Below are 14466 nucleotides of genomic sequence, written 5' to 3' on the forward strand. Positions count from 1 at the left end.
CCCATTTAGGGCGCCGGGTTGGGATTCCCCTGGTGTATAGCTTCGATAGCCGCTAATTGCTCACTGTCCAGGGTAATTTCAACGCTGGAAATATTGGAACGCAATTGCTCGATAGTTGTGGCGCCAATGATATTTGAAGTGACAAATGGCTGCTGATTCACGAATGCCAGTGCCATCTGCGCAGGGTCCAGACCAAACTCCCGGGCCAAATCCACATAGGCCTGGGTCGCAGCCAGGGTTCGATCTCCAGAGTAGCGCTGGAAGCGATCATAGCGGGTAAGTCGTGCACCCTCAGGCTTCCTTCCCCCCAGATACTTGCCCGAAAGAACCCCAAATGCGAGGGGGGAGTACGCCAATAGGCCACACCTCTCGCGAACAGCAATTTCAGCGCAGCCAACTTCAAAAGCCCTGTTTAAAAGACTGTAGGGGTTTTGAATCGATACAATCCTTGGCTTTCCGTAGGCAATCGACTGCTGCAGGTACTCAAACATACCCCAGGGGGTCTCATTGGAAACACCGATATGACGAACCTTACCTTGCTCAACCAACTCCTCAAGCGCGCCCAATGTTTCAGCTATAGACACACCATCGTCGCTGCCGTGGACATAGTCCAGGCGCCCGAAGAAATTAGTTTGCCTTTCAGGCCAGTGGACCTGGTAGAGGTCGATATAGTCAGTGCGCAAACGTTTTAAGGAGTCGTCACAGGCCTGCAAAATCTGCTCTCGACTCAGGCGGGGACCCGAGCGAATATGGCCGACACCTGAATTGGCGGCACTACGGCCCGCCACTTTAGTTGCGACAATAACCTGGTGCCTGCCTCCTCGCGCAGCCAACCAGTTGCCGATATATTCCTCGGTTCGGCCCTGGGTTTCTGGCCGTGGCGGTACGGGATACATTTCCGCGCAATCAATGAAGTTAACCCCTTGAGATATTGCATAGTCGAGTTGCTCAGCGGATTCAGCTTCATTATTTTGTTCACCATAAGTCATGGTGCCCAGGCAAATCTGGCTTACCTTTAGGTTGGTGGTGCCGAGTTGGCGATACTCCATTGAAAAGCCCCCATAAACCGAAAAACCGGATTATGCAGCTTTGCTAGGAAGAGTTGTAGGAGTGCGTTACGGAAGGGGAAACGGGACTCCCAAATGGAGTCCCGTAAAATATCAGCTGAATTTGGTATCTATCATGGGTGAGGTGTCTGCATCGTAATCAATGCCATCAACACCAAATCCAAACAGCTTGAGGAAGTCCGCCTGATAGCCCTTGAAGTCAGTCAAGTCAAACAGGTTCTCAGCAGTTACCTCTGGCCAGAGCTTTTCGATCTTCGCCTGAGTCTCAGGGCGCAGCTCTTTCTCGTCCATACGTAAACGGTTCACATCATCGAGACGTGGAGTATCGGTATAGAGCCCCTCAGTGTAGAGGCGGTATAGCTGTTCGATACAGCCCTCATGAGTCCCCTCTTCTTTCATGATTTTGTACGCAAGAGAGATATAGAGTGGCATCACCGGAATAGCAGAGCTGGATTGGGTAACCAGCGCCTTCAAAACGGCAACGTTAGCCGCAGCCTTACCGTTATCGGTGATCGCTTTTGCCGCGCGATCAAGATCTTCTTTAGCTTTACCGATAGTCGCGTGACCATAAATTGGCCAGGTCAACTTTTCACCGATATAGGTATAAGCCACAGTTTTGCAGTTATCAGCCAATACCCCGGCACCACCGAGGGCCTGCATCCACAGTTCCCAGTCTTCACCACCCATAACCTTGACGGTATTTGCGATCTCTTCGTCGCTCGCCGGCTCCAGAGTAATATCGGAGATCTCCAGCTTGTCAGTGTTCAGATTCTTGGCAGTGTAAGATTTGTTAATGGGCTTGAGGACAGAGCTATACAGCTCACCGCTTTTCGGATCTGTGCGACGCGGGGATGCCAAGCTGTAAACCACGAGATCAACCTGACCGAGGTCTTCTTTGATCATCTCTACAGTCTGGGCTTTCACCTCATCAGAAAAAGCATCGCCATTGATACTCTTTGCGTAAAGCCCCGCTTTGTGGGCCTCCTGCTCAAAAGCTGCGGAATTGTAATAACCCGCAGAAGCCGTGCGCTTTTCAGTAGGCGGCTTCTCGAAGAACACACCAAGGGTGCTCGCGCCGCAACCAAAAGCAGCTGTAATTCGTGATGCCAGGCCGTAGCCTGTGGAGGCACCTATCACCAGCACCTTTTTGGGCCCATTTTCGACCGCTGGCTGGGACTGAATATACTCAATCTGCTCGCGTACGTTAGCAGCGCAGCCCTGCGGGTGGGCATTGGTACAAATAAAACCGCGTACTTTCGGCTGGATGATCATCCTTACAGTCTCTCCCTTCGTCTTTTGGGAATCGTTGTTACCTGATTACAGATACGCTGGTGGCGCTCCGGAGAACTATCAACCCAAGGTCGTGAGTGCGACGCCTGGGTCAGGTTCGTGGGCCATTCTAATCTCTGTCGCCGAGGAGTCCCATAGCGGTATTTCCCACAATCGATAGATGACGTCCAAAATATCTACTATCCCGGCCAAAGCGCCATATCCTGTTCAAAACCCAAACAGGAAATCGATATTTCCTGACTTTCCTGCACATAAAAGGGGCTACAGTGATTAATGTCGCGCCAAGCCGGTGCCACAAAAGGGCTAATTGACATATTTCCACGGGAAAATTCATCAACCGCGCTTTTTCTGGCTTGGCACGCTGTATGCAGTCTCACCAGTGAAGGAAGCTTTTCGCTGTCATACAGCAAGCCAGGGATGGCTCGAGCGTTGTTAAACCTGTAGTAAGTTAGGAAGGTCAGAGTGAAATACTATTCGCGACACTGTGTGAAACCCGGAGACCTCAATCCCGCCCAGCGCCTGTTTGGCGGACAGCTACTGTCCTGGATTGATGAGGAAGCAGCAATCTTTGCCGGCTGCCAGATGGGTACTCCAATGCTGGTCACCAAACTGATGTCGGAAATTGACTTCGTCAGCTCCGCTTGCTGCGGTGATGTGGTGGAGTTTGGATTCGAGGTGGTTGGTATCGGCCAAACCTCGCTCACAGTCCACTGCGAGGTTCGCAACAAACAGTCACAACAGCTGATTGTGCAAGTGGACCAAATTGTTTTTGTCGCGCTGGACGCAAATGGCAAGCCCACCCCTCACGCAAAGGCCGGCATGTCCCTGGAACAGGCCCGAATTGTTACTCAACAAGAGCGGGAGGTTCGCGAACGCAGAATTGCCAGCTGACTCTACCCCGGAGCAATAACGCTCTAGAGCAGTGAAACGGTGGCGGTATACTGACGCTTTGCACTAACCGCCATCGACTATGTTTGAACCGCGATTTCACACCCCCAAACCCTGGGCTCAAGTGGTGCTCGCCGACTTTGATCGATTCCTGCAGGACCATGCTGCCGCAGAGAAAAAGGCCTCCGGCATGGCGGTATCCATGTTCTCCCACTATCCCGACAAACCCGTTTTAGTGGAAGCCATGATCAACCTGGCACTGGAAGAAATGAACCACTTCCGCCAGGTTATCAAGATTATGCATGATCGAGGGATCTACCAAGCACCGGATGCGAAAGATCCGTATATCAACACCCTGCGCCAACTGATTCGCCAGGGGCCAGATGAATATTTGATGGACCGCCTGCTCACCGCAGCGATCATCGAAGCGCGGGGGTGCGAGCGCTTTGGACTGGTGGCTGAGGCACTGCCATCTGGCCCCCTGAAAACCTTCTACCAGGTCATCACCGATAGTGAAGCTCGCCACCACGAACTATTTGTCGAACTCGCCCTGGAGTACTTTCCCCGTGAAAAAGTGGAAGCTAGGCTATCTGAATTACTCGACGAGGAAGCCGCGATTACTGCCGCACTCCCACACCGCGCGGCATTGCATTAGCGGACCGTAATTCAACGCAATTCCTATTCCCCTCCAATGGTGTATCCTGGCGCCAATCTCTAGCCCGACGTAGAGGCGCCAAACATATGCAGACTTTCCTTCGCCAACACTGGTTCCACCTGTTCTTATTGACCACATTTGCCATTACCTGGGCCTGGTCTGCCTGGAACCCCCTGCACCCCGATGACTGGTTGCTGGAGAACTATCTGGTATTTGCCGCTCTACCGATCATTTTGATCAGTGCACGGAGTTTTCCCTTATCGAATATCTCCTATACATTGATCACCATCTTCATGTGCCTTCATGTGATCGGCTCTCACTACACCTATGCCGAAACGCCTTTTGGCTACACCTTGCAGGAATGGCTGGGCTCCGATCGCAATATGTACGACCGCCTGGTGCATTTCAGCTTTGGCCTTCTCCTGGCCTATCCGGTGCGAGAGGTTCTTGTGCGCCTGGCGCAGCTACGTGGATTCTGGGCCTATTTCTTCCCGGTAGACGTGACTTTTGCGCTCTCATCAATCTACGAAATCATCGAGTGGCAAGCGGCAAAAGCTGTCTCTCCAGAATTGGGCGCAGCTTTCCTCGGCTCTCAGGGAGATATTTGGGATGCGCAGAAAGACATGCTGCTGGCGGGGCTCGGCTCTATCACCACCATGCTGGTGGTACTCGCCCTGAACCTGTGGTTGAACTCCAACGCCTGGAGTGAGATTCGCAACAGCCTTAAGGCCCCCCCGGGTGACAGCGCTCTGGGAGAAACCCGATTGCGCCACTGGTGGAGTAATCGACGCGGCTAGGGTCCACCCCTATTTCGACACTGCATGATTTAGCGGCAAACGGGTTGTCTGCTTCATCGTCTCCATAACAAAACTGGAGCTGACATCAAACAGGTCGGCCTTGATCAGTTCCTTATAGAGACGATCGTAGCCAGGCATATCGGTGACTACCGCTTTGATCAGATAGTCCAAATCTCCACTCATACGATGGACCTCAAGAATTTCAGCCACCCCCTGTACCAGTTCGCTAAAACGGGCGGCCCACTGATCATTGTGCTGGTTGGTACGAATTGAGATATAAACCGTCAGCGGCAAGTTCAGTTTTTGCTGATCGAGGAGGGTAACCCTGTCGCAAATCACCCCCTCATTCTCAAGACGCTGAATGCGGCGCCAGCACGCCGACTTGGACATCCCAACCCGCTCGGCAATATCCCCCACTGACAGGGTCGCATCAGCCTGCAACAGCTCGAGTATTGCCCTATCCAGTTTGCTTAATCCTTCAGTCATCACTCAGTCCCCGCCTCGCCCAATCATACAAAATGACGCCTTATGGCACATTTTTACGATTTAAACCTTATTATCGGCACAGTCACTCATAAATTACACAATAAAAGATACAAGTAGAGACATTGTTTCAAGCATTCGGGACTAAAGTGAGCCCCACAAAACAGGGGAAAGGAAATCATGACAGACCTGATAAAGCACATCCGCGACTCGGTAATCGGCGAATTGCAAGCAATCGTAACGCCGTTTGGAGAACGTCCTCTGGTGTACGCCGATTACACAGCTTCCGGTCGTGCGCTGACATTTATCGAAGAGACTATCCGCCAGCAGGTACTGCCCTTCTATGCCAATACCCACAGCGAGAGCTCCTATACCGGTGCCCATACCACCGCGCTACGGGAGCAGGCCCGTGAAGAAATTCGTCAGGCAATCAACGCCAGCGATAACCATAAAGTGATTTTTTGTGGTTCTGGTGCAACAGCCGCGATCAACAAATTGATCGATATTCTCAACTTGCGCCTGCCCGCAGACCTGGATAGGCAACACCAGCTCTTAAGTAGAATTCCCGAACATGATCGCCCGGTTATTTTTATCGGCCCATACGAGCACCACTCCAATGAACTCCCCTGGCGAGAGAGCATTGCCGATTTGATCGCTATTCCACTGGATCAAAGTGGCAAACTTGACCTTGAAGTACTGGAATCAGAACTGCGTGCCCATGCCCATAGACCATTTAAAATCGGCAGTTTTTCTGCGGCCTCTAACGTAACCGGAATCAAAACAGATGTAGAGGCAGTGACTGCACTCCTTAAAAAACACGGAGCTTTATCTTTTTGGGACTACGCCGCCGCAGCACCCTATGTGCAAATTAATATGCAAGGGCCTGCAACGCCGGATAGCCACTACCAAAAGGATGCCGTGTTTATCTCCCCGCACAAATTTATCGGAGGACCTGGCACCCCAGGTATTCTGGTTGTACACGAAGATCTGCTGAAAAATTCGGTACCTGCCACACCGGGAGGAGGTACCGTCCTTTATGTCACGCCGGAAGATCACCGCTATCTGGAAGACGCCGAGCGCAGTGAAGAGGGCGGCACTCCAGCCATTATCGAGTCGATCAGGGCCGGTATGGTTTTCAAACTTCAACAGACGGTGGGCGCAAAAGAGATTGGTCGACGCGAAGCCCAATTTTTACAGCAGGCACTGCAACGCTGGTCGGAGGAAGAGGCCATTGAGATACTCGGCAATACTGACTCTGCGCGACTATCCATCATCTCCCTGCGAATTAAATGGAACAATAAGGACCTTCACTACGGTTTTGTAGTGGCATTGATCAATGACCTATTTGGTATTCAGGTTCGCGGAGGCTGCTCCTGTGCCGGTCCCTATGGGCACGCTTTATTGGGCATCGATATGGCCCACAGTAAATCCCTGGAAGAACAAATCCTGCAAGGTCACAAGGTACTGAGACCCGGCTGGATAAGACTCAATTTTAACTATTTTATCAGCGAGGAAGTCTTCGAATACTTATTGGAGGCAGTGGCCCTGGTCGCCAACTACGGCTGGAGATTGTTGCCGTTTTACCGTTTTGACCCACTCACCGGCGTATGGAGATATCAGGATAAGAAAATGAGGGCATCACTTGATATTTCTCAGCTGACATTTACTGAGAAAGACACGCAACAAGAGCAGGAAAACCGTTGCAACTTAGATCTTAAGAGCTATTTAATGATGGGAGAAAAAGAGCTTCGCAAAGTTGGTCGCGAAGCCCATTTCTACGATTTAAGGCTACCCGATGAGACAGAGCCCTTACGCTGGTTTGCCAGTCCCCGGGAAGCGGCACTGGCACTTTAGGTGGAAGGCGAAGGGGCTTCTACCGCAACAGCAACAGAGGCTGACGGGCTTTCAACAACATTTTTACGGTGATACTTCCCATCAGAAGGTCGTGCAGGCGGTTGTGACTGAAAGCTCCCATCACGGTTAGGTCAATCTGGTGCTCGGTTTGGTAAGCCACCAAAGCTTCAACGGTATTGCCGGTAAGATTACTGGCAGTGCAAGTGAGTCCTGCAGAATCCAGTCTGGCCGAGGCTTCAGCCAACAAATTCTCCGCAGTTTCAGCGGGCCCTACATAGACAAGGTGACAGGAGAGTTCGCGAAATAATGGGCTCTCTGCAACCATCGCCAATGCCTTGCACGAGGCCTCACTGCCATCGTAGGCAAGCATCACCCTGCTGGGCTCTGTGAAGTCCCGATTGACCACCAGAATCGGCTTGTGCAGTGAGCGCACTACTGTCTCCAGGTGAGCGCCCAGCCCACGCTCGGAATCCCCGTGCTCTTCACCGCGAATTCCCAACACCAGCGCGCGAATGGAATCTTCCATTTCCACCACTGATTCTGTCAGGCTGTCGTGACGCTGGCAGGCTTTAATATTTTGCACACCGGCATCTTCGGCGCGGCTGCGGGCAGCCTGTAGCATCAGTTTGCCCTGCTGCACCATTAACTGCGCCCGCTGCTGCTCCAACGCAGTTAACTCTTCCAGCAACTCCTCCTGACTTCCCAGGCCAATGCTGCCGGTAAAATCGGTTACCGCAGGGACACTGCTTCTTTCGATGTTGTGCAACAGCTTCAGCGGTGCTTGCAGGCTCCTGGCCAGCCAGGCCGAGTAATCACACACCGCTCCAGTGTAATGAGAGCCATCGATACAAGAGAGTATCAATGGCGCCTTGCCGCCATTACCTGTGTTCTCATTGTTATTTTCGCTGTTGCTTACGGCCATCAATGTCCTCCAAGAACCCGCTCAATTTCCTCGGGCTTATCGTGTACGCCAAAACGGTCGACGATCGTTTCACTGGCTTCATTCAGTCCTACCAGTTCAACTTGTGCTCCCTCGCGGCGGAACTTAAGCACCACCTTATCCAGCGCATTAACCCCGGAAACATCCCAGAAGTGCGCGCGGTTGAGGTCGATCACCACCGTATCCACCACCTCTTTGAAATCAAATGAAGCGGTAAACTTATCGGCTGAATTGAAAAATACCTGCCCAATGACCTTGTAAGTGCGGCGACTCTGCTTTTCATCCAGGGAGCTGCTCACATACATAAAGTGACTGACTTTGTTGGCAAAGAAGAGCGATGCCAACAGCACACCGACAAATACACCATAGGCCAGGTTGTGAGTCCACACTACCACAACCACAGTGGCCAGCATTACCAAATTTGTAGAGAGTGGGTAGTGCTTCAGGTTGCGGATGGAGCCCCAGTCAAAGGTGCCGATAGAGACCATAATCATGACTGCCACCAGCGCCGCCATGGGGATCACAGCAACCCAGTCACTGATAAACACTACCAGTGTCAGCAGACCGATACCGGCCACCAGAGTGGAAAGACGGCCGCGGCCACCGGATTTCACATTAATAACAGACTGGCCGATCATGGCACAGCCAGCCATACCACCGAGGCTGCCCGCAGCAATATTGGCAATACCCTGACCTTTACACTCGCGGTTCTTGTCACTGGTAGTATCCGTCAGGTCGTCGACAATCGTCGCGGTCATCAGGGATTCCAGCAAGCCCACAACGGCCAGGCCTGCGGAGTAAGGAAAGATAATCTGTAAGGTTTCAAAGTTAAGCGGAACTTCTGGCCAGAGGAAAACAGGCAGAGTATCCGGCAGCTCACCCATATCGCCGACAGTGCGAATATCCAATCCCATAGTCACTGCCACTGCGGTGAGGAGCAGAATACACACCAGTGGTGATGGGACAGCCTTGCCAATCACGGGGATATAAGGGAACAGGTAAATAATCCCCAGACCCGCCGCAGTCATTGCATAGACTTCCCAGGTGCCGCCGATCAATTCCGGCATTTGCGCCAGGAATATCAATATTGCCAGGGCATTGACAAACCCTGTCACCACAGCCCGGGAGACAAAACTCATTAAGCTCCCCAGCTTCAGGTAACCCGCAATAATCTGCAGTACCCCCGTCAATAAGGTTGCCGCAAGCAGATATTGCAACCCGTGTTCTTTCACCAGGGTCACCATCAGCAGAGCCATGGCCCCGGTGGCAGCGGAGATCATTCCCGGGCGACCGCCGACAAATGCAATCACAACGGCGATACAGAAAGAGGCGTAGAGGCCGACTCTGGGGTCAACGCCCGCGATAATCGAGAAAGCGATGGCTTCGGGTATCAAAGCCAGGGCCACTACCAGGCCGGCGAGAACATCCCGACGTATGTTGCCGAACCAGTCGGCTTTGGTCGATGAGAGCAGCGAAGGAAACATAGGAGACAGCTAATTAAATTGAGATTGATCAAAAAAAGGCCGCGCACTCTACCATAAACGGCAGCAACCCCGCATGGCGTAGCCTCCCTCTCACCACTTTTCCGCTGACAAATATCAGAACTGTCCACTGCCGTACGACCGTGGACAAAGCGGACACCGGACACTTTTTGCGGACACCATCAAGAAAACCAAAAACTACAAAATTTCAAAAAATTCCTTTTATTTCAACAGGTTAAATAAAACTTAATTGTTGGCATGCTTATTGCGATACCCCTCCTAACAAGCAGATTCTTAACTCTGAATCCAAATTTCTAAAAGCCTGCATCCAAATAGCAATGACAGGCAAAACAGTAAGAGAAACGGAAAGCCGCAATGATTAGAGATACTTCCGGACAAGATACCAAGATAGAAGCCGTGCCGATTTGGAAGAACAAAAAGGTCGTCAAAGCCTCGGTATTTGCCGGTTTGACAGTGGCATTCCTGACCTGGGGTATCAACTCCTGGCACAGCAATAGCTCTGCCGACAGCACCCTCTCCCTGTCTCAAGTCAATATCGCCCAGGTCCAGCGAGGAGACCTGGTGCGGGATCTGGTGGTTCAGGGCCAAGTGGTCGCCGCAAACAGCCCCACGCTTTTCAGCCCAGCCCAGGGCATTGTGAAGTTTGCAGTGAAAGCTGGGGATACCGTTGACGAAGGGCAATTGCTGGCCACCGTCGACAGCCCGGAACTATCCAATCAGCTGGCCCAGGAAAACGCCCAACTCAACCAGCTGACGGTGAACCTGCAGCGCCAAAAAATCCAGGCCAAACGCCAGCATATGGAAAACCAGCAAAAGGCCGACCTAGCCAAAGTCAACCTCACCGCTGCCAAACGAGAATTGAGACGTGCAGAGCTGTCTATGGAAAAGCAAATTATCTCGCGGCTGGATTTTGAAAAAACCAAGGACGATATGGCCCGCGCCCAGCTGGAGTACGAACAAGCCGTACAAAATGCGGGACTGGAAAAAGAATCACTGACCTTTGAAACCCAAAACCTGGAACTCCAGGTCTCACAACAACGCCTTCAGGTAGAAGAAACTGAGCGCCGTGTACGCGAGCTGAACATTATCTCACCGGTCAACGGCACCGTCGGTAGCTTAGCTGTGGCGCAGCGCAGCGCAGTGGGCGCCAATGCGCCTCTTATTACAGTTGTCGATCTCACCAGTTTTGAACTCGAGGCCAAAGTGCCGGAAAACTATGCCGACGACCTGGGTATCAGCATGGCCGTGGTAATCAAGCTCGGTGGAAAAGAATTACCAGGGGAAATTACTGCAATCTCCCCCGAGGTCATAAACGGCCAGGTGGTCGCACGGGTTCGTTTCACTGAGAGTCAGCCGAAAAAGCTTCGACAAAATCTCCGCCTCACCGCCCGCATACTGCTGGAAAATCGCAATAACGTACTGTTGGTCAAACGCGGTGGCTTCCTCGATCAAAGCGGTGGCAACCATGCCTTTCGTTTGAACAGCGAACAACAGGCAGAGCGAGTTTCCATCCAGATAGGCGCCTTTGGCTTAAAACAGGTAGAGATTATCTCAGGCCTACAAGAGGGAGACAGAATCATTATCTCCTCTTCCGAGGAACTCGAAAATGCCCAGCTAATTGCGCTGACAGATTAACCCCGAATTCAAATTGGAGCTCGGTATAGCTCCCTAGTAAATCAATCAATAATTTAAAGTTAAAGAAAAAGGGAATATTGCAATGTTGAAAATGAACAATATCCGTAAAAGTTTCCGTACCGATACTATCGAAACTCATGCGCTGCGCGATTTCAGCCTTGAAGTTAAGGAGGGTGAGTTTGTTTCTGTAACCGGCCCCAGTGGCTCCGGTAAAACCACCTTTCTCAATATTGCCGGCCTACTGGAAACGCCCACCAGTGGAGAGTACCTGCTCGACGGTGAGAATGTCAGTAATCTCAATGACCGCCAGCGCTCACATCTGCGCAACGAAAAAATAGGCTTTATTTTCCAGGGGTTTAACCTGATTCCCGACCTAACCTTATTCGACAATATCGACGTTCCCCTGCGCTATCGTGGTTTCAATGCAAAAGAACGTCGCAAGCGTATTGAAAAAGTGCTCGAGCAGGTAGGCCTTTCTGCACGTGCTAAACACCTGCCGGCACAGCTCTCCGGTGGACAGCAGCAACGTATCGCTATCGCCCGCGCTTTAGCTGGCGAACCCCGTTTTCTGCTTGCGGACGAGCCCACCGGTAACCTCGACTCCTTAATGGCCCGCCAGGTAATGGAGCTACTGGAGTTTATTAACGAGTGGGGAACCACCATCGTGATGGTTACCCACGATCCAGAACTCGCTCGCCGTGCCCATCGCAACATCCAGATCGTGGATGGGCAGGTGTGTGATTTACGTGCGGTCCCCGAACAGCCTGCTGCCGTTACTGCTTAAGGAGTCTGCACCATGTTTGGATACTATATTTCCCTCGCCCTACGAAGTTTGCGCGGAACCCCGATTTTAAGCAGCTTAATGGTTGCCGCTATTGCAGTCGGTGTCGGCGCCTCTATGACGGTGCTGACCCTGAACTACACTATGTCCCAGAATGCTTTAAAGCACAAAGACGACGTTCTCTTTGCCGTACAGCTAGACAGTTGGGATGTTAATAAAGCTTACAAAAGTAAGAATGAAATACCCTGGCAGCTGACCTATCGGGACGCCGAAGCGTTATTGCGCTCAGATATTCCCACCCGCCAAGTTGCCATGCATCGCTACGGTTTTACCGTTGAGATTGAAAACTCTGCTATTAGACCTTTTGAATCACATACCCGGGTAACTACCCGAGACTTTTTCGCTTTGTTCGATGTGCCCTTTATTTATGGCGGCACCTGGGAGGAGTCTGCTGATAGCTCTCCTACTCAAGTAGTTGTGCTTTCCAAGCCGACAAATGACAAGCTTTTCTCTGGTCAAAATAGCGTTGGAAAGACAATAAAACTCAACGACGAACCCTATACGGTAGTGGGCGTTATCGACACTTGGGAGCCCTCACCAAAGGTATATGATGTCAACAACAGCCCGTTTGATACAGTAGAAGAGTTATTCATACCCTTTGGCTTACACCGCAAGTTGGAAATTCACAGCTGGGGCAACACCAATGGCTGGGACAATGCCGATCCGCAGGGATATGAAGAGTTTCTACAGAGTGAATATCTCTGGGTTCAATACTGGGTTGAACTTACAACTAGCGAACAAAAAGCACAGTACGAAAATTTTCTTCACGCTTATATTCAGCAAGAGAAAGCTCAAGGACGTTTCGAGCGACCACTAAAGTTTGCCTTGAGTAAGCCATCTGAGTGGTTGGTTCTCAATGAGGTACTCAGCGATGACAACCGCATTCTTGGGTGGGTTTCTTTGGCGTTTCTCTTGGTATGTATTATCAATGCCGTTGCATTATTGTTGGCAAAATTTCTACGCAAAGCACCAGAAGCTGGTGTACGTCGCGCCTTGGGAGCAAGTAGAAGTGCGATTTTCACCCAGCACTTAATTGAAAGCGCAACCATAGGAATCATCGGCGGAGTAGCAGGTATTTTTCTCGCCATACTCGGCCTTAGCGGCATTCGCTACCTGGCCATGGGCCAAATCGACACACTCCCAACTATGGATTGGGTCATGATGGTTGCGGCTATTGGCCTGGCTATTGTCGCAAGCCTATTGGCAGGTTTCTATCCAGCATTGAAGATCAGTCAAACCAACCCTTCTATCTACCTGAAAACCCAGTAAGGCCTGACCATGCTTGAATTAAAACCGATGCTGTCCGCCCTCTGGCGCAACAAAGTTTCTGCACTGCTGATTGCCCTTCAGCTTGGCTTAACCCTGGCAATTATCAGCAACACAGCAATAATAATCCAAGATAGAGTAGAAAAGATAAACCGGCCCACAGGAATCGATGTCGACAACATTATTACTATTGGGTTCATGGCAATACCAAAAGACTACGACACAATTGGGGCGGTAAGAGCCGATTTGGGGATTCTCCGCCAACTTCCAAATGTTGTCGATGCTTCGATCACTCAACAAATCCCTCTATCGCAATCAGGATCGTCTTCGGTATATCACAATAAAGCCAATCAGGAGATCGGCGGTGAGGGAGCCAACTACTATCAGGTTGATCCACACTTTATTAACACCCTAAATTTAGAGTTAGTCGCAGGTCGCAACTTTACCGAGGCAGATATGCAGGCCAGCAACTCTCACGAGGCTACAAAAAAACCTGTTGTCATTATCACCCAGCAACTTGCTGACAAGTTCTACCCCAATCAGGATCCTATAGGGCGGCCAATTTTCTCCGGTGGTAGCTCTGAACCGATGGAAATAGTCGGAGTTGTAGAACGGCACTTGGGAGCCTGGGTTGGATGGTCCAAAGCTGGCAATGTGATGTTTTACCCAGAAATAAAAAATAGGCGTTATGCAAAATATATAGTACGTACAGAGCCGGGCAAACGCGATGAGGTAATGAAGGTGTTAGCTGACAAGCTGTCTGAACGGGACCCTCAGCGAGTAATCTCTGTTGAACCACTCTCTAAGTATGTCAAGCGCAGCTATGCTATCGACAATATGATGGTTAAAGTACTTTCTATTGTTGCAGCCATGTTGAGCTTTATTGTAGCTCTTGGCATTGTAGGTCTAACCATTTTCTGGATTAATCAAAGGGCCAAGCAAATTGGTGTTAGACGTGCATTAGGGGCCACCCGTACTAATATCAGCCGATATTTCCTTATTGAGAATGGAATGATAGCGAGTCTGGGTATCGCAGTGGGAAGTGCAGCGGCACTGATTGCCAATCAATATATGGTTCGCGATTACTCACAGCCTGCTTTAACGATTGTTCCCCTAGTTGTTTGTGCACTACTTGTCCTTTTGGTCAGCCTTGCTGCTGCACTTGCCCCAGCTTTGCGAGCAGCGAATATATCACCGGCAACAGCCACTCGAAGTATTTAAACAACAACCTTGAGGGGGTGAACTACA

Annotated in this window: 13 protein-coding genes; 8 read left to right on the forward strand and 5 right to left on the reverse strand. The window is 51.0% G+C overall.

Going from position 1 to position 14466, the window contains the following annotated elements; genetic code table 11:
• Positions 1-5: 5 nt before the first annotated feature.
• Both ACYX4J_RS17775 and fabV read right to left on the reverse strand, forming a co-directional pair.
• Positions 6-1049, reverse strand: coding sequence for an NADP(H)-dependent aldo-keto reductase (locus ACYX4J_RS17775; protein ID WP_476177223.1), 1044 nt, complete (start codon positions 1047-1049; stop codon positions 6-8).
• A 111-nt stretch (positions 1050-1160) separates the two neighbouring features.
• On the reverse strand, positions 1161-2339 hold the full coding sequence (gene fabV / locus ACYX4J_RS17780; RefSeq protein ID WP_476177224.1) for an enoyl-ACP reductase FabV: 1179 nt from the start codon (positions 2337-2339) through the stop codon (positions 1161-1163).
• A gap of 480 nt (positions 2340-2819) precedes the next feature.
• On the opposite strand from fabV, the gene ACYX4J_RS17785 reads away from it, so the two are divergent.
• The 3 genes from ACYX4J_RS17785 (at position 2820) to ACYX4J_RS17795 (ending at position 4697) form a co-directional block, all read left to right on the forward strand.
• Positions 2820-3248 (forward strand): acyl-CoA thioesterase, encoded by a 429-nt coding sequence (locus ACYX4J_RS17785; protein ID WP_108731868.1) that lies wholly within the window; start codon positions 2820-2822, stop codon positions 3246-3248.
• A gap of 79 nt (positions 3249-3327) precedes the next feature.
• The gene (locus ACYX4J_RS17790; RefSeq protein WP_476177225.1) at positions 3328-3900 is read left to right on the forward strand and encodes a tRNA-(ms[2]io[6]A)-hydroxylase; all 573 of its coding nucleotides are present in this window, start codon (positions 3328-3330) and stop codon (positions 3898-3900) included.
• A gap of 86 nt (positions 3901-3986) precedes the next feature.
• Positions 3987-4697, forward strand: a complete 711-nt coding sequence (locus ACYX4J_RS17795) for a DUF2238 domain-containing protein (protein WP_444906365.1) — start codon at positions 3987-3989, stop codon at positions 4695-4697.
• A gap of 9 nt (positions 4698-4706) precedes the next feature.
• Here ACYX4J_RS17795 and ACYX4J_RS17800 read toward each other — a convergent pair whose 3' ends face one another.
• Complete coding sequence (locus tag ACYX4J_RS17800) at positions 4707-5183, reverse strand: Lrp/AsnC family transcriptional regulator (RefSeq protein WP_476177226.1); 477 nt, start codon at positions 5181-5183, stop codon at positions 4707-4709.
• Positions 5184-5360: 177 nt separating this feature from the next.
• Between ACYX4J_RS17800 and ACYX4J_RS17805 the strand changes: the two genes are divergently transcribed.
• Entirely contained in the window at positions 5361-7034 is a 1674-nt protein-coding gene (locus ACYX4J_RS17805; protein ID WP_476177227.1) for an aminotransferase class V-fold PLP-dependent enzyme, read from the forward strand.
• A gap of 19 nt (positions 7035-7053) precedes the next feature.
• Here the strand turns inward: ACYX4J_RS17805 and ACYX4J_RS17810 are convergent, their stop codons facing one another.
• Both ACYX4J_RS17810 and ACYX4J_RS17815 read right to left on the reverse strand, forming a co-directional pair.
• Positions 7054-7956, reverse strand: a complete 903-nt coding sequence (locus tag ACYX4J_RS17810) for a universal stress protein (RefSeq protein ID WP_476177228.1) — start codon at positions 7954-7956, stop codon at positions 7054-7056.
• Positions 7956-9458 carry a SulP family inorganic anion transporter gene (locus ACYX4J_RS17815; protein ID WP_444936626.1) on the reverse strand — a complete coding sequence of 501 codons (1503 nt, stop codon included), beginning with the start codon at positions 9456-9458 and terminating at the stop codon, positions 7956-7958. Before ACYX4J_RS17815 ends, ACYX4J_RS17810 begins: the two co-directional genes overlap by 1 nt.
• 372 nt (positions 9459-9830) lie before the next feature.
• Here ACYX4J_RS17815 and ACYX4J_RS17820 point away from each other — a divergent pair, with 372 nt between their 5' ends.
• The 4 genes from ACYX4J_RS17820 (at position 9831) to ACYX4J_RS17835 (ending at position 14439) form a co-directional block, all read left to right on the forward strand.
• Entirely contained in the window at positions 9831-11111 is a 1281-nt protein-coding gene (locus ACYX4J_RS17820; RefSeq protein ID WP_476177229.1) for an efflux RND transporter periplasmic adaptor subunit, read from the forward strand.
• Positions 11112-11193: 82 nt separating this feature from the next.
• Entirely contained in the window at positions 11194-11895 is a 702-nt protein-coding gene (locus ACYX4J_RS17825; RefSeq protein ID WP_108731860.1) for an ABC transporter ATP-binding protein, read from the forward strand.
• Between the two features lie 12 nt (positions 11896-11907).
• Positions 11908-13221, forward strand: coding sequence for an ABC transporter permease (locus ACYX4J_RS17830; RefSeq protein WP_476177230.1), 1314 nt, complete (start codon positions 11908-11910; stop codon positions 13219-13221).
• Positions 13222-13230: 9 nt separating this feature from the next.
• Positions 13231-14439, forward strand: coding sequence for an ABC transporter permease (locus ACYX4J_RS17835; protein WP_445360443.1), 1209 nt, complete (start codon positions 13231-13233; stop codon positions 14437-14439).
• Positions 14440-14466 lie beyond the last annotated feature (27 nt).

This window comes from Microbulbifer sp. ABM4_008 (assembly GCF_056311705.1).